We start from the raw sequence: 23,052 nt of genomic DNA on the forward strand, positions 1-23,052 counted from the left end.
CACCCGGCTGTTTCCGCGATCCATCCCGCGGTGTTCAGGAAATCGAGTGTCAGATGGATCGTGGGGAAATCATCGTGCGCGCCTCCGCCTTTGCCTGCCCGGGCCAGGCGGCGCCCGCCCCGGGATGGAGAGGCTGACACGATGACGGTCCGCGGGGAGACGGCGCGGTCGGAGGTGACCGGGGCAGACCCTGGGCCGGCTGTGTCCGCGATCGCGGTGGTCGGCCTCTCCTGCCGACTGCCCGGCGCCGCCGATCCGGATGCGTACTGGCAGTTGCTGATCAATGGCGTCGACGCGGTCGCGGAGCCCGGTCCGGCCCGTGGCACCGCGGCCGGCCAGGCCGACCGCGGAGAACGGCCCGGACCCGCCGGCCAGATCGGTCCACTCGGGCGCTCCGGAGACGCGGTAGACGCCGGAGATGCCGGGGTCGCCGGAGCTGCCGGAGCTGCCGGAGCTGCCGGAGATGACTGGCCCAACCTGGTCGGCGTCGGCGGGTTCCTGGAGCACGTCGATCACTTCGACGCGGACTTCTTCGGTGTCTCGCCGAGAGAGGCCGACGCCATGGACCCGCGGCAGCGGCTCGTCCTGGAACTGGCGTGGGAGGCGCTGGAGGAGTCGCGCCGGGCGCCGGACGGGCTGCGCGGCTCCCGGACGGGTGTCTTCGTCGGGGCGACCGGGGAGGACTATGCGCTGCTCGCCGCGCGACAGGCCCCGGGGCCGTCCGACAGGTACCTCGCGACCGGACTGTCGGCGGCGCTCATCTCGAACCGGGTGTGCCATGCGCTGGGCCTGAGCGGGCCGAGCATGACCGTCGACACCGCGCAGTCCTCGTCGCTGGTGGCCGTGCACCTGGCCTGTGAGAGCCTGCGGCGCGGCGAGTCGGACCTCGCGCTCGCCGGTGGGGTCCAGCTCAACCTCGCCCCCGAGAGCACGCTGCGGATGCGCGGCCTCGGCGCGCTCTCCCCCGACGGTCGGTGCTTCGCCTTCGACGAGCGGGCGAACGGCTTCGTGCGCGGCGAGGGCGGCGGGATGGTCGTCCTGCGCCGGCTCGACGACGCCGTGGCCGCCGGCGACCGGATCCACTGTGTGATCCTCGGCGGCGCGGTCGGCAACGACGGCGGTGACGGTCCGCTGGCGGTGCCGAGCGTGCGGGCGCAGCGGGACGTCCTGCGGCGGGCCTGTGCGGTCGCGGGCGTGCCGCCGGCCGAGGTGCAGTATGTCGAGCTGCACGGAACCGGGACGGCGGTCGGGGATCCGGTCGAGGCCGAGGCGTTGGGAGCGGTGCTCGGCGCCGGCGCCCGGCGCGCGCCTGGCGCGCGGCTCCCGGTGGGCTCGGTGAAGACCAACATCGGGCATCTGGAGGCCGCGGCCGGCATCGCCGGGCTGATCAAGACGGCGCTCTCGATCGGCAACCGCGCGCTGCCCGCGAGCCTGCACTTCACCCGGCCGGGGGCTCGGCTCCCGCTGGACCTGCTCGGCCTGCGGGTGAACGTGTCGTCCGCGCCCTGGCCGGCCCCGGAGCGGCCGCTCGTCGCGGGGGTCAGCTCCTTCGGCGTCGGCGGCACCAACTGCCACCTGGTCGTCGCCGAGCCGCCCACGCCTGCGCCGCCCGTACCCGCGCCTGCGCCGCCCGTACCCGCGACTGCGGTGCGGCGCTCGCCGGTGGTGTCCTCGCCGCCCGCGCCTGCGCCGCATTCGGCGGTACGCGCCGGCCGCTCGGCGGCACGCGCCGACGATCGGCCGGATCGGCGAGAGACCGGGCACGAGGATGTCGAGCCGGGAGCCGTGCTGCCATGGGTCGTGTCCGCGCGGTCCGCGGACGCGCTGCGGGCCCAGGCCGCCCGCCTGCTCGACCTGCTCGACCGCCGGCCCGACCACGACGCGGTCACGGTGGGACGGTCGCTGCTCACGACCCGCTCCGCGTTCCGTACCCGGGCGGTCGTGCTCGGCGCGGCCCGCGACGACCTGTGTGCCGGCCTCGCAGCCCTGGCCGCCGGGCGGCCGGACGATGACGTCCTGGTGGGGGCCGCCCACCGGGCGGGGCGGCAGCCGGTCCTGGTCTTTCCCGGTCAGGGCTCGCAGTGGGGCGGCATGGCCGCCGAACTGCTGGCGACGTCCCGGGTGTTCGGGGAACGGCTGGCCGAGTGCGACCAGGCGCTCGAGCCCTTCACCGACTTCTCGATCATTGACCTCCTGCGTGCCGGCGACCAGCGGGGGCCCGGGGGGGGCGGGGGAGAGCCGCGGGCTGACGTCGCCCGGGTGGCGCTGTGGGCGGTGACGGTCTCGCTGGCCGCGGTGTGGCGGTCGGTGGGGGTGCGGCCCGCGGCAGTGCTCGGGCAAGCCGACGGGGAGATCGCGGCGGCGACCGTCGCCGGCGGCCTGTCGCTCTCGGACGCGGCTCGGGTGGTGGCGCGGGGCGGCCGTGCGGCCGTCCCCATCCGTCCGGGCGGGTGCGCTGTTCCGTTCGTGTCGTCCGGCACGGGCGGTCCGCTCGGCCCGGCCGAGCTGGACGCGGACTACTGGGAGACCGGTCCGCGCGGCGCCGCCCGCTTCGACGAGGCGGCCCGACATCTGGTGGACGCGGGGCATCGGCTGTTCCTGGAGGTGAGCCCGCACCCGGTGCTGACCGGGAAGGTTCGCGACGCGCTGTCCGCCGTGGCGGTCGACGGGGCCGCGCTCGGGACGCTCCGGCGTGGCGAGGGCGGGCCGCACCGGGTGCTGCGCGCGGCCGCCGCGGCCTACGCCCACGGCGCGCCCGTCGACTGGTCCCCGTGGTACCCGCCGGGTTCCGTCGTCGATCTGCCCACCTACGCGTTCACGCGGTCACGGCATTGGCTCGGCACACCGCGACCGGACCCGGCGCCGACGGCAGCCCACCAGCCGCCCGCGCCCGCACCGATACCCGTCTCCACACCCACGCCCACGCCCACACCCGCGGTCGCGGTCGCGCCCGAGGTCGGGCCGGCATCCGCATCCGCGATCACAACCGAACCCGTGCCGGTGTCCGGGCCTGCGGTTCCGGGGGTGGCCGAGCCCACCGTGGAGCCGGGACGACCGGCACCGGCCGGGCCGCCGGGACACGGCGAGCGGCGGGCCGCCGACGCGCAGCGCGTCCGGGAGATCGTGCGCCGGGCTGTCGCCGGGGTTCTCGGCCACGACAGCCCGGACGCGGTCGCGCCGGCCCGCACCTTCGTCGAGCTCGGCATCGACTCGCTCGGGGCGGTCGAGCTGCGGGAACGGCTCGGCCTCGCGACCGGGCTGCGGCTGGCCGCCGCGCTCGTCTTCGAGTTCCCGACCCCGGAGCTGCTCGCCGCCCACCTGTGCACGGCCCTGGATGACGCCGCGCCAGGCACCCGGGCGCGGGAGGGCACACGGGCCGCGGCGCCCGACGCCGTTCACACCCTCCCTGGCAGCAACGGCCGCTCCGAGGCCAGGGCCGGGGTGGGCGCGGCTGAGAAGGCCGTCGCTTTGGGCGGCCTGGGCACCGGCACCGGTGTTGACGACGATGATCCGATCGCGATCGTCGGGATGAGCTGCCGTTTCCCGGGCGGCATCGACAGCCCGGACGCGCTGTGGGCAGCGGTCGTCGACGGCGTCGACACGGTGTCCGGCTTTCCGGTCGGGCGGGGCTGGGATCTGGACGGGCTCTACGACCCGGACTCCACCCGACCGGGCACGAGCTACACCCGGAACGGCCACTTCCTGCACGACGCGGACCTGTTCGACGCCGCCTTCTTCCGCATCGCCCCGCGCGAGGCCGCGGCGATGGATCCGCAGCAGCGGCTGCTGCTCGAACTGAGCTGGGAGGCGCTGGAACGGGCCCGCGTCGACCCCGCGTCGCTGCGCGGCCGGCAGGTCGGCGTCTACGTGGGAGTCATGACCCAGGAGTACGGCCCTCGGCTCTACGCCCCGGCGGAGCGGGCCGGCGGCGATCTGCTGACCGGCGTGCTGGCCAGCGTCGCGTCCGGGCGGATCTCCTACTCCCTCGGGCTCGAGGGCCCGTCACTCACCGTCGACACCGCGTGTTCGTCCTCGCTGGTCGCGCTGCATCTCGCCGCCGAGGCGCTGCGGGCGGGCCAGTGCGAGCTCGCGCTGGCCGGCGGCGCGACGGTGATGGCGAACCCGGGCCTGTTCGTCCAGTTCTCCCGCCAGCGGGGCCTGGCGCCGGACGGGCGGTGCAAGTCCTTCGCCGCGGCGGCGGACGGCACCGCCTGGGGCGAGGGCGCCGGTGTGCTGGTGCTGGAACGGCGGTCGGACGCGATCCGGCGCGGCCATCGCGTCCTCGGGCTGGTGCGCGGCTCGGCGGTGAACCATGACGGCGCGTCCAACGGACTCACGGCGCCCAGCCCGGGCGCGCAGCGGCGGCTGATCCGCGACGCGCTCGCGAACGCGGGCCTCACCCCGCCGGACGTGGACGCCGTCGAGGCACACGGGACCGGCACCGCGCTCGGGGACCCGATCGAGGCGGCGGCCCTTCTCGCCACATACGGACAGGACCGCCCGGCCGACCGGCCGCTGTGGCTGGGGTCGCTGAAGTCCAACATCGGCCACACCCAGGCCGCCGCGGGTGTCGCGGGTGTGATCAAGATGATCAGGGCGATGGAGCAGGGGCGGCTCCCGGCCACCCGGCACCTCGACGCGCCCTCCCCGCGGGTCGACTGGTCCGCCGGCGCGGTGTCGCTCCTGACGTCGGCGGTCGACTGGCCGTCGACGGACCGCCCGCGCCGCGCGGGCGTCTCGGCCTTCGGGATCAGCGGCACGAACGCCCACGTGATCATCGAGCAGGGCGCACCACCGGCTCTGGACCTGGCCGAGACGCCCGGACATCCGAGCTCGTCCCGCTCGCCCAGCCTCTCGGGCTCGTCTGGTCCGGCGGGTGAGCCCGGCCCGTCAGGTAAGCCTGGTTCATCGGGTCTGCCTGATCCGACCGGCCCGCGTCCCACGCCCTGGGTGCTCGCCGCCGCCAGCCCGACCGCGCTGCGGGCACGGGCGCGCCAGCTGATCACCGTGCTGGAGGACGGCGACCGGGGCCTGGCCCTGCCGGACATCGGCCTCTCCCTGGCCCGCACCCGGTCGGCCTTCGACCATCGGGCGGTGGTGCTCGGGCGCGACCGGGTCGACGTCCTGCACGGCCTGCGGACCCTGGCGGACGGTGAGCCGCCGCAGGCCACCGGGTCGGCGCCTGGCCGGGCCGGTACCGCAGGCCCGGCGGCGTCGGTCGTGCGGGGTACGGCGTCGGCCGGCGCGGCGGCCCCGGTGTTCGTGTTCCCCGGCCAGGGATCGCAGTGGCACGGCATGGCGGCCGATCTGTTCGCGTCCTCGGGCGTGTTCCGCGACCAGATGACGGAATGTCACGAGGCGCTGGCCCCGCACTGCGACTTCTCGCTCGTCGACGTCATCCGCGGCGAGGGCGACCCGCGGGCCCTCGACCGGGTGTCGGTCGTCCAGCCGGCGCTGTGGGCGGTGATGGTTTCGCTCGCGCGGCTGTGGGCCGGCTACGGGGTGCTGCCCGGCGCCGTGGTCGGCCACTCCCAGGGAGAGATCGCCGCGGCCACCGTCGGCGGCGCGCTCACGCTGGAGGAGGGCGCTCGGGTGGTCGCCGTCCGCGGCCGGCTGCTCGAGTCGCTCGCCGGCAGCGGCGCGATGGCCTTCGTCCCGCTACCGGTCGCCGAGGTCCGTCGCCGCATCGGGGAGCTCGGGGTGGACGACCTCAGGCTGGACGTCGCGGTGGTCAACGGGCCGCGGTCGACCGTGGTCGCCGGTGCGCCCGGGCCGGTGGACGCCCTGGTGCGCGCGCTGCAGGACGAGGGGATCCAGGCCAGGCGGATCCCGGTCGACTACGCGTCGCACTCACCGTCGGTGGATCCGCTGCGGGAGCCCCTGCCACGCCGCCTCGGTGCGGTCGACGCCCGGGCCTGCCCGGTCCCGTTCGTCTCGGCGGTGACCGGGGACGTCCTGGACACGACCCTGCTGGACGCGGACTACTGGTTCCGCAACCTGCGTGAGCCGGTGCGCTTCGACGCCGCCGTGCGCACCCTGATCCGCGCGGGCTACCGCCACTTCGTCGAGATGAGCCCGCATCCGGCGTTGGTGCTGTCGGTCGAGGAGCTGTTGGACGAAGCCGACGCCGAGGGCTCCGCGTCCGGCTCGCTGCACCGTGACGACGGCGGGCTGGACCGTTTCCTCACCTCGGTGGCCCGGTTCCACGTCACGGGCGGAGAGGTGGACTGGTCGGCGGCGTTCGGCGGCACCGCCCGCGTCGTCGATCTGCCGACCTATCCCTTCGACCGCCAGCGCTACTGGCTGGCGGCGCCGGACGGCACGGCCGCGGCCAGCGTCGCGTCCAGCAACGGCAGCGGTGACGGCAACGGTGGTGTGGGTGGTTCCGGGGCGGGTGACGCCAGCGGGCTGGTCGGGGCTCCCACGGGGCACCCGCTGCTCGGCGCGGCGATGGACGTCGCCGGGCGGGACGAGTCCGTGCTCGCCGGCCGGGTGTCGCGGAACACCCATCCCTGGCTCGCCGACCATGCCGTCAGCGGCGTTCCCCTGCTCCCGGGAAGTGCCTTCGTCGAGGCCGCCCTCGCCGTCGGAACCGGCGCCGACTCCGATCCCGGCCACCTGGGTCCCGGCCACCTGGACGAACTGACGCTGCACGCGCCGTGCCTGCTTCCTGAGCACGGCGCCCTCGATCTCCAGGCGGTTCTCGGGCCGGCCGCGGCCGCGGACGGTTCGCGCCCCGTCGACGTCTACTCACGGCCGGCGGACAGCATTCCCGGCGAGCCGTGGACCCGCCACGCCGCCGGCCGGGTCCGGCCCGGCGGTACCAGGCCGGCCACCACTGACTGGGCGTTGAACTGGCCGCCGGACGGCGCCGACGCCGTCGATCTGCGGGACGCCTACGACCGGCTGGCGGCGTCCGGCTACGAATACGGGCCGGCCTTCCGCGGCCTGCGGGAGCTGTGGCGGGCCGGGGACGTTCTGTTCGCCCAGGTGGAGCTGCCGCCGGAACGCAGCGCCGAGGCGCCGCGCTTCCTGCTGCACCCGGCCCTGCTCGATGCCGCCCTGCACCCGGTCGTGCTCAGCGGGCCCGCCCTGACCAGGCCTTCGTCGGACGGTTCGGCGTCGGATAGCTCTGCGCCGGATGGGTCCGCGGCAGGAGAGATCGCTCTGGAGGGGCCGGCGATCCGGCTGCCGTTCCTCTGGGCGGGGGTCCGCGTCCACACCGCCGGGGTGACCGCCGTTCGGGTGCGGCTGTCACCTCGCGAGGACGGCGTCACCCTGGCGATCGCGTCCACGGCGGGGCGGCCGGTAGCGGACGCGGAGGCGCTCGTGCTGCGATCGACCTCCACCGCTCGGCTGCGGGAGCTCGCCGCACAGGACCGTGACCCGCTGCTCGGTCTGCGCTGGACCGCACCGCCCACTGCCGCACCGCCCACTGCCGCACCGCCCACTTCCGCGCTGCCCGGCTCCGGCTCCGCGGCCTCCGGTGCCTTGGCCGCCTCCGGCTCGGCCGCCGCCGACGACCCGGAGTGGACGGTGGTGGGAACCGGCCCCGTCGCCGCGGGGCTGCGCCGCCATCAGGCACTGTCCCGGCCGGCACCGGCTGATCTGATCGCCCTCGTCGAGGGGCCCGAGACGGCGCCGGTCGTGATCCTGGACGCGACGGACCAGACGGACCAGACGGAACGCGCGGGGCCGGCCGCCGCGGCGCGGGACGCGGTCCAGCGCATGCTGGGTCAGCTGCGCGGCTGGTTCGCCGACGAGCGATCCGAGACCAGCCGCCTCGTCGTCCTCACCCGCGGCGCGCTGTCGGCCGATCCGGCCGGGCCGGCAGGATCGGCCGCCGGACCGGCGGGGCCGGGCGGCGCACGGGTGGAGCCGGCCGCCGCGGCACTCTGGGGCCTGCTGCGGAGCGCGCGGACAGAGCATCCAGGAGGACTGGTCCTCCTGGACCTGGACCCGGACGAGGCGACCGCACCCACACCGGCCCTGGTCGCCGCCGCGCTCGCGACCGGGGAACCCGAGCTGGCGGTGCGGGCCGGGGCACTGCGGGTGCCACGTCTCACCCGCCTGCGCCACCCCGCCGACGCGGGCTCGTCCCGGCCGGTGGGCTCGTCCGGGCGTCCTGGCCGGATCGACCCGGACGGAACGGTGCTGATCATCGGCGGGACCGGGACGCTCGGCCGGCTGCTGGCCTGTCATCTCGTCGACCGGTACGGGGTGCGGAACCTGCTGCTCACCAGTCGCCGGGGGCCGCGGGCGCCCGGCGCGGGCGACCTCGTCGCGGACCTCGCCGAGCGCGGCGCCACCGTGGAGATCGCCGCCTGCGACGCGGCGGACCGGCCCGCGCTCGCCGGTGTCCTCGCCCGGATCCCGGCGGACCGCCCGCTCACCGTCGCCGTGCACGCCGCCGGCGTGCTCGACGACGGGGCCGTCACCTCGGTGACGCCGGACCAGGTCGAGCGCGTGCTGGCCCCGAAGGCCGCGGCGGCCTGGAACCTGCACGAGCTGACGGGCCGCGACGACCCGCCGCTGCTGGTTCTCTTCTCCTCCGCCGCGGCCACTCTCGGCACCGCGGGCCAGGCCAACTACGCGGCCGCGAACGCCTTCCTGGACGCGCTGGCGCTGCGCCGGAGGGCGGATGGCCTGCCGGCGATCTCGATCGCCTGGGGCCTGTGGGAGCCCGACAGCGCGATGACGGCGCACCTCGGCGCCGCCGACCTGGCCCGCCTGGAGCGTCTCGGCGTCGCGCCGATGCCGGCGGAGACAGGCCTGGCGCTCTTCGACGCGGCACTGCGTCTGGACGCGCCGCACGTGGTTGCGGCGCGCCTCGACCTGGCGGGCCTCGCCGCCACCCACCCGGTCCCACCGCTGCTGCGGGGTCTCGTCCGCGCGCCGGGCGAGGGGCCCGGACTCGGTACCCGCCTCAGCGCCGGTCGGGCCGGCCACGGCCACGGCTACGGGGCCGGCGGCGACGCGGGTCGGACGTCGCCGGAGGCCGACGAGGCCACCTTCCTCCTGGAGCTCGCGGCGGCGCCCGCGGCACGGCGGGGCGGACTCATCCTCGACCTGGTGCGCGACAGCGTCGCCGCGGTGCTCGCGCATTCCGGCCCGGAGGCCGTCGATCCCGCGCGCCCGCTCGCGGCCCTCGGCCTGAACTCGCTCGGCTCGGTGGAGCTGCGTGACCGGCTGCGGTCCGCCACCGGGCTGCGGCTGGCCCCGACGATGGTCTTCGACTTCCCGACCGCCGCCAGGATCGCCGCGCATCTCGCGGACCGGCTGGCCGACGTCGTTCCCGCCACCGAGGGTCCACAGGCCGCCGCGGAGCCCGAGCCTCCGGTGCCCTCCGCGTACCCCATGTCCCCGGTGCCCTGGGCGCCGTCGGCGCGCACCGGCGGCGAGGATGTCCCCGCGGTGCCCGCATCGCTGGAGAACGCCTCGGACGACGAGTTGTTCGCGCTCATCGACAACGAGCCATGAGCCGGCGCCCGCCCTGCCCGCCGCACCCGGCCCCCGCGGCCGGTACCGCGCTCCGACCACAGCCGAAACGGGAGACCGCGTGACCGACGAGGAGAAGCTGCGGGGCTATCTCAGGCGCGCGACCGCGGAGCTGGTCGAGGCACGGCGCCAGCTCGCGCGGGCGACGGCCGCGGCGACCGAGCCGATCGCCATCGTGGGGATGGCCTGCCGCTTCCCCGGCGGGGTGGAGTCACCGGAGGACCTCTGGGAGCTGGTCGTCACCGGCGGGGACGCGATCACCGAGTTTCCCACCGACCGGGGCTGGGACCTGGCCGGCCTCTACGATCCGGATCCCGACGCGGTCGGGAAGTGCTACGTCCGCCACGGCGGGTTCCTGCGGGGGGCGGCGGATTTCGACGCGGCGTTCTTCGGGATCTCGCCGCGGGAGGCGTTGGCGATGGATCCGCAGCAGCGGTTGCTGCTGGAGGTGGGGTGGGAGGCGTTCGAGCGGGCCGGCATCGACCCGACCTCGCTGGATGGTGAGCGGGTCGGAGTCTTCACCGGAATCATGTACGGCGACTACGCCCTGGCGTCCGCGGCGGTGCCGCGGACCGCGGCCGCGCTGGAAGGGCATCTCGCGCTCGGCAGTGCCGGCAGCGTGGCCTCCGGCCGAATCTCGTACCAGCTGGGCCTGCAGGGGCCGGCGGTGACGGTGGACACGGCGTGCTCGTCGTCGCTGGTGGCCGTTCATCTGGCGTGCCAGTCGTTGCGCTCGGGGGAGAGCACCCTCGCCCTCGCCGGTGGCGCGACCGTCATGTCGACGCCCACGAACTTCATCGAGTTCAGCCGGCAACGCGGTTTCTCCCGCGACGGCCGATGCCGCTCCTTCTCGGATTCGGCTGATGGGACGGGGTGGGGTGAGGGGGTGGGGCTGTTGGTGTTGGAGCGGTTGTCGGATGCGGTGGCGGCGGGTCGGTCGGTGTTGGGTGTGGTGCGGGGTTCGGCGGTGAATCAGGATGGTGCGTCGAATGGTCTGACGGCGCCGTCGGGGGTGGCGCAGGAGCGGGTGCTGCGGGCGGCACTCGGGGCCGCCGGTGTGGGCGCGGACGGGCTCGACGTGGTGGAGGGCCACGGCACGGGGACCCGGCTGGGTGACCCGATCGAGGTGGGTGCCCTGGTGTCGGTGTTCGGTGGCGCGCGGGCCGGGGGTTCGCCGCTGTTGCTGGGTTCGGTGAAGTCGAACATCGGCCATACGCAGGCGGCGGCGGGTGTGGCGGGCGTGATCAAGATGGTGTTGGCGATGGGCCATGGGGCGGTGCCCGGGTCGCTGCACGCGGGGGTGCCGTCGTCGCGGGTGGAGTGGGGTGCCGGGGTCAAGCTGGTTCGGGAGGCGGAGCCGTGGCCGGTGACGGGTCGGCCGCGGCGGGCGGGTGTGTCTTCCTTCGGTATCAGCGGGACGAATGCTCATGTGATTGTGGAGCAGGCTCCGGAGGTGGTTTCGGGCGGTGTTCCAGCCGGTGACGTGGGGGTGGTTCCGTGGGTGGTTTCCGCCCGGAGCGAGGCTTCTCTGGAGCGTCAGGTGGAGCGTTTGCGCGAGGTCGCCTCGGGTGGGGATTCCCGGGCGGTGGATGTGGGTTTTTCGCTGGTGTCGTCGCGCGGTGTGGCTGGTCATCGTGCTGTGTTGTTGGCGGGTTCTGAGGTGGCTGGCGGTGCTGGTTGTGTGGAGGTGGCTCGGGGGGTTGCCGGTTCGGGTGGGCTGGGTTTTGTGTTTTCGGGTCAGGGGTCGGTGCGGGTGGGTGCGGGGCGGGGTTTGTATGAGGGTTTTCCGGTGTTCGCGGGGGTGTTGGATGAGGTGTGTGGGGTGTTGGATGGGTTGTTGGGTGATGTGCTGGTGGGGTGGGTGGTTCGTTGCGGGGTTTGATGTTCGGGGGTCCGGGTTCGGTGTTGGAGCGGACGGTGTTCGCGCAGCCGGCTTTGTTTGCGTTGGAGGTGGCGTTGTTTCGGTTGTGGGAGTCGTGGGGGGTGTGTCCGGGGTTTTTGGTGGGTCATTCGGTGGGGGAGGTGGCGGTGGCGTATGTGGCGGGGGGTTTGGGGTTGGTGGATGCGTGTCGGTTGGTGGTGGCGCGGGGTCGGTTGATGGAGGGGACGGTTCCGGGGGTGATGGTGGCGGTGGGTGTGGGGGAGGAGGAGGTGCTGCCGTTGTTGGGGGAGGGGGTGTCGGTGGCGGCGGTGAATGGTCCGGGGCAGGTGGTGTTGGCGGGTGAGGAGGGTGCGGTGCTGGGGGTGGTGGGGAGGTTTGGTGGGGGTCGGCGGCTGGCGGTGGATCGGGGGTTTCATTCGGTGTTGATGGAGCCGGTGGTGGAGGGTTTTCGGGGGGTGTTGGAGGGGTTGGAGTTCGGGGTTCTTTCGGTTCCGGTGGTGTCGACGGTGTCGGGTGGGGTGGCGGTGGGGGGTGATTTGTGTTCGGTGGAGTACTGGGTGCGTCATGTGCGGGAGGCGGTGCGGTTCGGGGATGCGGTGGGGGTTTTGGCGGGTCGGGGGGTGGTGGATGTGGTGGAGGTTGGTCCGGGTGGTGGGTTGTCGGGTGTGGTGAAGGGTTCGGGGTGGTCGGGGTTGGTGGTTCCGTGTCTGCGGTCGGGTCGGGATGAGCGGGTGTCGGTGTTGTCGGCGGTGGGTGAGGTGTGGGTGCGGGGTCATGGGGTGGATTGGTCGGGGTTTTTCGGGGGTTTGGGTGGTCGGGGGTGGGGTGCCGGTGTCGGTGTTTGATCGGCGGCGTTTCTGGCCGGAGAAGGCCCGTGGTTCGGTGTCGGGTTCGGGTTCGGGTCATTGTCTGGTGGGTTCGGGGACTGGTCTGGCTGATGGGGGGTGGGTGTTTTCGGGTGAGGTTTCGGCGGGGTCGGTTTCGTGGCTGGTGGATCATCGGGTGGGTGGGGTGGTGGTGGTTCCGGGGACGGCGTTGTTGGACGCGGTTCTCTATGTGTCCGGGCGGGTCGGTGCCGGCGGGATCGGTGAGCTGGTGTTGGTACGGCCGTTGACCGTGCCGGTTGACGCGGCGGTGGAGATACAGGTGCTGGTGGGGGCGGTGGACGGGTCCGGTCGCCGTTCGGTGGGGGTTCACAGCCGGGTTGGTGATGGGGAGTGGGTGCTGCACGCCACCGGTGAACTCGCCGCCGGCGGCCAGGGGGAGGCGGCGATGCGGCGGGACGACACGGTCTGGCCGCCGCGTGACGCCGAACCCCTCGACCTGGATGGTCTCTATCCGCTGCTGGCCGAGCGTGGACTGGGCTACGGCCCGGCGTTCCGGCTGCTGCGCGCCGCATGGCGGCACGGCGACGACCTCTACGCCGAAGTCCAGCGGCCCGATGCCACGGCGGAGCCTCCGACCGGCCCCGATTTCGTCGGGCATGTCGTGCACCCCGCGCAGCTCGACGCCGCACTTCACGCGCTCGTCCTGAACGAACATGTGCCTGATCTGAACGCACCCGTTCCTGAAGATGGCGAAGGGGTTCATCTTCCGTTCATGTGGCAGGGGGTGAGCGCCCACGGCACGGCCGCCGCGGGCGCGGGCCCGCTGCGAGTCCGGCTCACCCCGACCGGCGCGGACGCCTTCTCGCTCGCCGTGGCGGACGCCGCTGGCAGGCCGGTCGCGTCCGTCGCGTCACTCGCGCTGCGCCGCCTCGACTCCGGCCAGCTCTCCGCGCGGGGGCCCGAGGAGGACCATCTTCACGTCCTCGACTGGATCCCGCTGCCGCCCCCTGCCTCCGACCAGCCCGGGACCGTCGTCCGGGTCCTCGCCGACCCGCACGAGTCGCGCCGGTCGCTGGCCACCGACGGCCCCGCGCCGGACGTGGTCGTCATCCCCGTCATCACGCCGCCGCCGGGCGCCCCGGGCACACCCGGGCACCCGGCGACATCCGATGGCCTGCCCGAGCAGGTGCACACGTCGGTCAGAGCGATGCTGGCCTGGCTGCGGGACGTTCTCGCCGAACCTGCGCCCGCCGCCAGCAGGGTGGTGGTGCTGACCCGGCACGCTGTCGCCGTCCTCCCGGGCGACGAGGTGGCGGACCTGCCCGCGGCCGCCGTCTGGGGGCTGGTGCGCTCCGCGCAGTCGGAGAACCCGGGCCGGCTTCTCCTGGTGGACGTCGACGTGCCGGTGGAGGTCGACGAGGATGTCGCCAGCCCGGCGCTGCTGGCCGCGGTCCTGCCCGCCGTCCGGTCCGCCGAGGGGGAGAGCGCCGTCGCCGTGCGGGCCGGCGTGGCCTACACCGCCCGGTTGACCCGGCCCACCCCGGTGCTCACCCCACCGGCGGAGCACAGCGCGTGGCGCGTGGACGTCACCGCCCGCGGCACCCTGGCGAACCTCGCCCTGGTTCCCTGCCCTGAGGCGCACCGCCCACTCGGGCCAGGCGAGGTCCGGATCGCGATGCGGGCGGCGGGCCTGAACTTCCGTGATGTCGTCCTCGCGCTGGGCATGGTCGGCGCCGACGAGCTGATCGGCTGCGAGGGCGCGGGCATCGTGCTCGAGACCGGCCCCGGCGTCGAGAGCGTGGCCCCCGGCGACCGGGTCATGGGCCTGATCTCCGGGAGCATGGGGCCGCTGGCCGTCACGGACGCCCGCCTGGTGGCGCCCGTCCCGCCCGGCTGGTCCTTCGCGCAGGCCGCGTCCGTGCCGATCGTGTTCCTCACCGCCTACTACGCCCTCGCCGACCTGGCCCGGATCCGTCCCGGGGAACGCCTGCTGGTGCACGCGGCGGCCGGCGGCGTCGGGATGGCCGCGCTCCAGCTGGCGCGGCACTGGGGCGTCGAGGTCTTCGGGACCGCGAGCCCCGGCAAGTGGGCGGCGCTGCGCCGGCAGGGGCTGGCCGACGACCACCTCGCCTCGTCGCGCACCCTCGAGTTCGAGGAGCGCTTCCGCGCGGCCACCGGCGGCGCCGGCCTGGACGTCGTGCTGAACTCGCTGACCGGCGACTTCCTCGAGGCCTCGCTGCGGCTGCTGTCGCCCGGCGGCGGCCGGTTCGTCGAGATGGGCAAGACCGACATCCGCGATCGGCGGCAGGTCGCGCTCGACCACCCGGGCGTGGCCTACCAGGCGTTCGACCTGCTCGCCACGGCCGGGCCCGATCACATCCAGCGCATGTTCGGCGAGCTGCTCGACCTGTTCGAGCGGGGCGCGCTGACACCGCTGCCCGTCGCGAGCTGGGACGTCGGCCGCGCTCCGGAGGCGTTCCGCCACCTGAGCCAGGCCCGGAACATCGGCAAGATCGTGCTCACCATCCCGGCTCCGTGGAACCCCGACGGGACCGTCCTGGTCACCGGCGGTACGGGTGCGCTGGGCGGGCTGATCGCCCGGCACCTCGTGACCGGCCACGGGGTGCGCCGGCTCGTCCTGGCGAGCCGCGGCGGCCCGGGCGCCGCGGGCGCCGCGGTACTCACGGCGGAACTCACGGCGGAACTCACGGCGGAACTGTCGGCGGAGCAGGCGGACGCCGGCGCCGAGGTCAGCGTCAGCGTCGTCGCCTGCGACGTCGGCGATCCTCAGGCGCTCGCCGCCCTGCTCGCGGCGATCCCCGCGCGGCATCCGCTGACCGCGGTGGTGCACGCGGCCGGTGTGGTTCGCGACGGCACGATCGACTCGCTGCGCCCCGAGGACGTGGACGCCGTGCTGCGGCCGAAGGCGGACGCCGCCTGGCACCTGCACCAGCTGACCCGGGACGCCGACCTCGCCGCCTTCGTGTCGTTCTCGTCGATAGCGGGCACGATCGGGTCCCCGGGGCAGGGCAACTACGCGGCGGCGAACTCGTTCCTCGACGCGCTGGCCCACCACCGCCGTGCGCTCGGGCTCCCCGCGGTCTCGCTCGCCTGGGGACTGTGGTCCCTCGACAGCGCTCTGACCAGCCAGCTCGGCGCGGGTGACCGGACCCGCATCAGCCGCGGCGGAGTCGTGCCGCTGGACCCGGCGACCGGCCTGGCGCTCTTCGACGCGGCCGTGGGCGCCGGACTGCCGGTCGCCGTCCCCGCCCGGTTCAATCCGGCGGCGCTGCGCGAGCAGGCCGCGGCCGGTCTGCTGCCACCCGTCCTGCGGGCGGTCGCCGACGGCGCGACGAGACCGGACGTCGGGTCGCGGGCGGCACCGGGGGCTGCCGCCGCGGCCGGGAACACGCGTGTCGACCTCGAGGGGCTGGCGCCGCACGAGCGCGCGTCCGCGTTGCTGGACCTGGTCCGCGCCCACACGGCGGTCGTCCTCGGGCACGCCGACGCGGCTTCGGTGCCGCCCGGCGACGGCTTCCGTGACCTGGGCTTCGACTCCCTCACCGCCGTCGAGCTGCGCAACCGGCTGATGAGCGTGACCGGCCTGCGGCTTCCCGCCACCGTGGTGTTCGACCACCCCACCCCGGCGGAACTCGCGGGAGCGCTGAACGCGGAGTTCGGTCCATCCGAGGACAGTGACCGCCAGGCGCCCGAGAGCGGGGCCTCGAACCGGTCGCGATCCGGGCCCGCCGTGCCGGGCGGCGTCTACATCCTGCCGCACGCCGGTGGATCCGCGGCCTTCTTCAGCGGCCTCGCGACGCGGCTGGCCGATGTGCGGGGCGCCGTCGTCGTGCAGTACCCCGGCCGGTACGAGCGGTTCCGCGAGCCGACGGCGACGTCGGTCGCCCAGCTCGCCGACGAGGTGGTCGCCCGGATCCTCGCCGACCGGGCGGCGGACGGCGCGGGACCACTGGTGCTCTTCGGGCACAGCATGGGCGCCACCGTCGCCTTCGAGGCCGCGCACCAGCTGGAGGAGCGCGACGTTGCCGTGACCCACCTCGTGGTCTCGGCCCGCAACCCTCCGCCCAGGACCACTCGCACCCTCCCGACCGAGTTCTCCGACGAGGAGCTGCTGGCGGACATGCTGCGCCTCGGCGCGACATCGCCCGCGCTGCTGGCGGACGACGACTTCCGCGCCGCGCTGCTGACGACGACCCGGGCGGACTACGTGGCGGTGGCCACGTACGCCCATCTCCGGGAGCGGGAGCTGCGTTGCCCGGTGACTGCCGTCTGCGGCGACAGCGACCAGGTCGCCGACCTCGCCGCCATGGACGGCTGGCGCTCGTTCACCACCGGCGGGTTCACCAGCCGCTCGTTCGCGGGCGGCCACTTCTACCTCACCGACCACGAGAGCGCCCTCGCCTCGTTGCTGCTGGAGCTCGTCCCGGACGGTGCGAAGCACGGCCACCGGCCAGTCAGCTGACCCGATCCGACCCCCCCGTGTACATCCCTCATGCCGACAGGCCGGGAGGCGCTGTGACCGACAACCACGACGACGGTGGCCGCGACGCCACGGGCCCGCCGCCCGGCCGGGAGCACGCGATCGTGCTGGGCGCGGGAATCGCGGGCATGATGACCGCCCGCGTCCTCGCCGACAGCTACCGGCGGGTGACCATCCTGGAACGGGACGTCCTGCCTGCCGGTGAGCATCGCCGCGGGGCCGCGCAGGGCCGCCATCTGCACGGCCTGATGGAACGCGGACGCCAGATCATGGAGACGCTCTACCCGGGGATGACGGCGGAGCTCGTCGAGCGCGGCGCACCGCAGACCGAGCTCCTCGCCACGACCCGCTGGTACCTGAGCGGCCTGCGCGCCCGGCCCACCGCTACCGGCATGATCGCGCTCCTACCCAGCCGGCCCCTGCTCGAAAGCGTGCTTCGGGCGAGGACAGCGGCGCTGCCGGGTGTCCGGGTCGTGGAGCGGGTCGGCGCGGTCGGCCTCGTCGTGGCCGGCTCCGGGCGGGTCACCGGGGTGCGCGTCGTCTCCTCCGGCGTCCCGATCGAGGACCTCCTCGCCGCCGCGGACCTGGCTGCGAGCGGCGGGCCGACGGACGACCGAGCAGCGGCAGCGCCGGCGCCGGCGACGGCATCGGTGGCGGCTCTCGCGGCGGGGCCGGGGTCAGGGCCGGTGCCGGGGCCGGGGGCTCCGGCCGCGCCCGCGGGCATCGCGGCTCCGGCCGAGCGCGCCGTGACGATCACGGCGGATCTCGTCGTCGATGCGACCGGCCGCGGCTCCCGCGCGCCCGAGTGGCTCACTCAGCTCGGCTTCGAGGCCCCGCCCGAGGAACGCAACGAGGTGAACGTCGGGTACGCGTCACGTACCTACCGGCACCGCCCGGAGCACCTGGACGGAGACGTGGGAGTGATCATTTCCACGGTGCCGGGGCGGAACCGGGGCGGGGTCGCCTGCCTCATCGAGGGCGGCCGCTGGCACGTGAGCCTCTCGGGCATGCTCGGCGATCACCCGCCGACCGACCCCGGCGAGTTCGAGGCCTTCGCCGCCACGCTGGCCGCTCCGGACATCCACGGCATCATCACCCAGGCCGAGCCGCTCGACGACGTGGTGCCGCATCGCTACCGAGGCTCACTGCGCCGGCGTTACGAGCGTGTCGACGCGCCCCCCGAGGGCTTCCTCTCCATCGGGGACGCCGTCTGCAGCTTCAACCCGCTGTACGCGCAGGGAATGTCGGTGGCGGCGCAACAGGTCGAGGCACTGCGGGACTGCCTGCGCTCGGACGAGCCGGACCTGCCCCGACGCTTCTACACGCGGGTCACACCGGCCATCGACCTCGTGTGGGCGATGTCCGGGAACGCGGACCTGAGCCACCCCGGGGTGGAAGGCAACCGGACGGCACGGACCCGCCTGATCAACGCCTACGTGCGCCGGGCGCACGTGGCGGCCAGCCGGGACTCGGCGGTGGCGCTGGCGTTCATGCGCCTGGCGAACCTCGTGGACACGCCGGACATCCTGCTCCGGCCCGCGATGATGGCCCGCATCCTGCGGCCGGGCGCGCGACCGCGGCCAGCCGGAGCCGGGGGCGGGGGCGGAGCCGGAGCTGGGGGAGGGGCCGGGGGCGGATCGGCACGGCGGAAGCGGTAGCGGTAGCGCCCGACGGTCTACCTAGCCATTTGACCTGCGTAGGTAGTGCGTTTTGTAGATCACTGACTGATCGTTTCATGGCAACAGGTCTGGAGACGAGGCCGTGCGACCGGTATGGCCGATCCACCAGCGGTCGGGCACTCCCGCAAACCCGACCCTGAGTCGGGTGATGGTGCCCGCCGGTGGAAGCTTGCTGGGTGAGCAGTGACGTGGGAGCGGACGGCTGGGACTTCTTCGTCTCGTACACGCAGTCTGATCGAGGGTGGGCCGAGTGGGTCGCCTGGGTGCTGGAGGAGGACGAATTCCGGGTCCTTTTGCAGGCGTGGGACTTCGGCGTGGGCTCCAACTGGGTGCGTGGGATGGACGATGGGGTGTCGCGTGCCCGGCGAACGGTCGCGCTCCTGTCCGAGGGCTATGCGAAGTCGGCAAACTGCGCGGCCGAGTGGCAGGCCGCCTGGCGCAGAGACCAGGATGCCCGGGACCGGGCGCTGCTGGTCCTGCGGACCGAGGACTGTCCGCGGCCCGGTCTGCTGGCGCAGGTGGTCTCCGGTGACCTGTTCGGGCTCGCGGAGGCCGACGCCCGTGCCGTGGTCTTGGACGCGGCCCGGTCGGCCGCCGGCTTGACTGGTCGGGCCAAGCCGTCGCAGCGGCCGGCGTTTCCAGGTTGGCAGGGCGCCTCGCGGCGAGCCGCGTTCCCTGGCGTGGCCGGTCTACGTCCTCCGCGGTCGCGGCCGTCGAGGGCGGTACTGCCTGTACTGCCGGCCCGCTTCGTGGCGCGCGACGACGATGTCGACGCGCTTCGCGCGCTCCTGGTGGACGCCCACACGGGTCCGGTCGTGGGCGTCGTCGCGATGGGGGGTGCCGGGAAATCGACGTTGGCCAGGGCGCTGGTCCAGGACAACGCGGTCCGGGAGGCGTTCCCGGACGGGATCGTTTGGGTTGAGGTCAACCCGCGTCCGGACCTCGCCGCGCTGCAGACCCAGGTTCTCACCGCGTTCGGCTCCCCGGAGCCGGTCTCCGACGTGCGTGTGGGGACGGAGCGGCTGCGGGACCTGCTGGCGGGGGGCGTGTGCCTGATCGTGCTCGACAACGTCTGGGACCGCGAGGTGCTGCCGGCCTTCCCGGTGCCACCTGGAAGCCGCCTGCTGGCGACCACCCGCGACCGGGACACCCTGTTCGCGGACAGCGTCGCCTACCGGCTTGGGCAGGTCGACGACGCGATGGCCCGCCGGCTGCTGGCGCGCTACGCCGGCTGCGACGTCGCGGAGCTGCCCGGCGAGGCCACGGAGATTATCCGGCGGTGCGGCGGCCTGGTCCTGGCGCTCGTGCTGCTGGGCGGCATGGTCGGCGAGGGTCGGAGATGGGCGACGGCCGCCGCCCGGCTGAGCCGCGCGGACCTGGCCTGGTTCGATGGCCGCTTCTCCGACTACACCCAGGGCCTGCTTGCCGCACTCGAGGCCTCCGTCGCGGCGCTCGGGGCGCGGGAGGCCGACCGGTTCCGTGAGCTGGCTGTGTTCGAGGGGCACGGCCCGGTGCCCGTGGAGGTGTCCGCGTTGCTGTGGCAGGCCACGGGCGGCCTCGACGCGCTCGATGCCGAGGACCTGCTGAGCATGCTCGGCCGCCGCAGCCTCGTCCAGATCGACCCGGTCAGCGACACGTTCATGCTGCACGATCTGCTGATCGACTATGCCCGCGAGACGCTGCCGCCTGGCCGGCACGAGCAGTTACACGGCCTGCTCGCCCATTGTCTGCTGTCCCGCTGGGGAGGGCTTGACGCCGCTCTGCCCGGTCTCCAGGGCCACGCAACGCGAGATGCCGTGGATCGCTACGGCCTGTCGGAGCTGGTCTCTCACCTGCTCGCCGCGCGAATGCCGGTGACGGTCGACGAGGTCCTCACCGCGGAACGCGTGACACCCGGCGCCGACGCCGAAAGCGTCTGGTACGTGGCCCACGAGAATCAGGGCACCACGGGCGCCTACCTCGCAGACGTCCGTGCCGCGTCGAGGGAGGCACGAGCCAGGGAAAGCACGGACGATACGAGCGGGCTGGCTCGGCAGATCGGGTATTCGCTCATTCTCGGTTCGATCACCAGCCTCGCCGCTAACATCCCTCCGAACCTGCTCGTCCGCCTCGTCAACACCGGGCTCTGGCCGCCGTCGCGTGCGCTTGCCTATGCCCAATCCGCGCCGAACGCGGACTCCCGGGCGCGGGCGTTGACCGGGTTGCTGCCGTACCTGCCCGTCGACCAGCGAGACGTGGTCAGCGCGCAGGCGCTGACCACCGCCCGTGCCATCCCAGCCCCGGATACCCGGGCGGCCTCGTTGGCGGAACTGGCGCCATACCTGCCCGCTGATCAGCGTGGGCCTGTCCTGGCGCAGGCCTATGCGTCGACGAAGGCCATCCCCTGGCCGGACGTCCGTGCGAAGGTTCTGCGCGCGCTGGCGCCACACCTGCCGACTGAGTTGCTCGAGGAGGCGTTGAAGACCGTTCTGATCGTCGAGGACCCGTGGGAAGCCACGGCTTTCGAAGACCCGTGGGGAGGTGTGCTGATTCCGGACGGATTCGGTGAGGTGCTGTCCGGGCTTGTGTCGCATCTGCCTGCCGCGCTGCTGATGCAGGCCTTGGCGGTGGCGACCAGGAGCAACCATCCGGACTACCGGGCGGAGGTGTCGTCGAGGCTTGTGTCGCATCTGCCCGGCGAGGAGCGCGCGGCTGTCGTCGCGCGGACGCTCGTCGACGTCTCCACGATGGACGATCCCGACCGCAGGGCAGAGGTGTTGTCCAGGCTGGTGCCGCAGATGCCGATCGATCAGCGAGAGCCGGTCGCCGCCCAAGCGCTCGTCGCCGTTCTTGCCATCCACGAGGAGTACACGCGGGTAAGGGTTCTGTCGGAGTTGACGCCCTGGCTGTCCGCCGATTTGCTGGCGCGGGCGTTGACCGCCGCTACCACCCTCGATAGTCCGGATATGCGGGCTTGGGCGTTGGCGATCATAGCGCCCCACCTGCCCGCCAGCCAGCGACGGCCGGTCCTCATCCAGGCCCTGGCGGTCCCCGCCACGGAACACTGGCCGGTCAGCCGGAACCGGGCCCTGACCCAGGCTGCACCCCACCTGCCCGCAGATCTTCTTCCGCGGGCGTTTGCCGTCGCAGTGGCTCTTGGTGACTCAGGCGCCCGTGCGGAGGCACTTGTCGGCCTGGCGCCCTACCTGCCGGTCCGTCTGCTTGCAGAAGCGCTGGCAACCGCCACGACGATCGATCCGCCGTACGGACCGGCGGGAGTGCTGGAGCGTCTTGCGCCCTATCTGTCCGGGGACCTGCTCGCCCAGGCATTGGCCATCGCTGCCACCATGGACAAGACGTACGATCGGGCGCGCGCTCTGTCCGGCCTGGCACCCGGTCTGGACGCCGATTTGCTCATTCAGGCGCTGACAGCTGCTCGTGGCATCGACATGCCGTTCAAGCGGGCGGAGCTGTTGACTCGGCTGTTGCCACACCTGCCGGCCGGGGAACGGGAGGCGGTTGTCGCCCGGGCGCTCACTGCCGCGCTTGGTGTGAGCAAGTCGTCCGAGCGGGCGGAAGCACTGACTCGGCTGTTGCCACACCTGCCGGCCGGGGAACGGGAGGCGGTTGTCGCCCGGGCGCTCACTGCCGCGCTTGGTGTGAGCAAGTCGTCCGAGCGGGCGGAAGCACTGACTCGGCTGTTGCCACACCTGCCTGTCGAGGAGCGGGAGGCGGTTGTCGCCCGGGCGTTGACCGCCGCGTTCACTGCCGACAGCCGACACGAACAAGCGCGGCTGGTCGCCGGATTGGCGGGACATCTACCCATGCCTGCGCTCGACTGGGCGATTGCCACCGCCGCGGCTATCGAAAACGCGGAAGACCAGGTCGAAGTGCTCTCCGGTCTGGCGTCCCGCCTGCCGGCGGATCGCCTCGCTGAAATCGTGACCGCGGCCAGCGCCATCGTTGACGACAACCGCCGGGCGAGGACGTTGGCCAGAATCGCCCCTCACCTGCCCAGCGACCATCAGGGCCCTGTCCTGACCGCGGTGCTGACCACTCCGGTGAGTCCCGACTGGCCGGGCGACCGGCCCGACGTGCTGGCCAGCCTGGCGCCATACCTACCGGCTCGGATGCTCGGCCAGGCGCTGAGCGCCGCCGGGGCCATGAGCAGCGGCTACGACGGTGAGCTGACCCGTGCCCTGGCTGGGCTGGCACCCTACCTTCCCGCCGAGCTGCTTCGCCAAGCGGTGACGGTCGCCAACTCGCTGGAAGTGCCGTTCGACCGGGTACAGGCGTTGTTGGAGTTGGTGCCCCATCTGCCGGTCGATGACCGACAGCCGGTGCTCGCCCGCGCCTTGGAGGCAGCCACCGGCATCGACCAGCCCTACTACCGCGCGGAGGCATTGGCGGAGCTGACGCGGCACCTGCTCCCCGTGCAGAGGGGACCGGTTCTGGCCGAGGCGCTGATATCGGCCTCCGTGGACGGGCGGGGCACCGTGATTGATGTCCTTCTGGCTGCACTTGCCTGCAGCGAGGAGGGCGATGTGCTTGCCGCCGAGACCGTCCCGTGGTGGCTGAGGGTCCAACGCTGGTGGCCCTGAAACGACCTGGGTCTGACGCTCCTGCGTTGTCAACTGTTCTGATGGCAGGCTGGTCGGCCTGCCGATGCCGCAGTGGCTGGAGAGC

At 73.8% G+C, this 23,052-nt stretch carries 3 protein-coding genes and 1 pseudogene; all 4 read left to right on the forward strand.

The window, feature by feature from the left end; all coding sequences use genetic code 11:
• The first annotated feature begins 141 nt into the window (after positions 1–141).
• On the forward strand, positions 142–9,480 hold the full coding sequence (locus tag ACG83_RS13270; protein WP_083473189.1) for a type I polyketide synthase: 9,339 nt from the start codon (positions 142–144) through the stop codon (positions 9,478–9,480).
• A gap of 13 nt (positions 9,481–9,493) precedes the next feature.
• Positions 9,494–16,690: pseudogene (locus ACG83_RS47920) on the forward strand (SDR family oxidoreductase).
• Between the two features lie 53 nt (positions 16,691–16,743).
• A complete protein-coding gene (locus tag ACG83_RS13290; protein ID WP_063793047.1) occupies positions 16,744–18,366 on the forward strand; it encodes a hypothetical protein in 1,623 nt (540 codons plus the stop codon).
• A gap of 197 nt (positions 18,367–18,563) precedes the next feature.
• Positions 18,564–22,967 (forward strand): toll/interleukin-1 receptor domain-containing protein, encoded by a 4,404-nt coding sequence (locus ACG83_RS45365; RefSeq protein WP_235497860.1) that lies wholly within the window; start codon positions 18,564–18,566, stop codon positions 22,965–22,967.
• The last annotated feature ends 85 nt before the right edge of the window (positions 22,968–23,052 follow it).

Source organism: Frankia sp. R43 (genome assembly GCF_001306465.1).
GTDB classification, from domain to species: domain Bacteria; phylum Actinomycetota; class Actinomycetes; order Frankiales; family Frankiaceae; genus Parafrankia; species Parafrankia irregularis.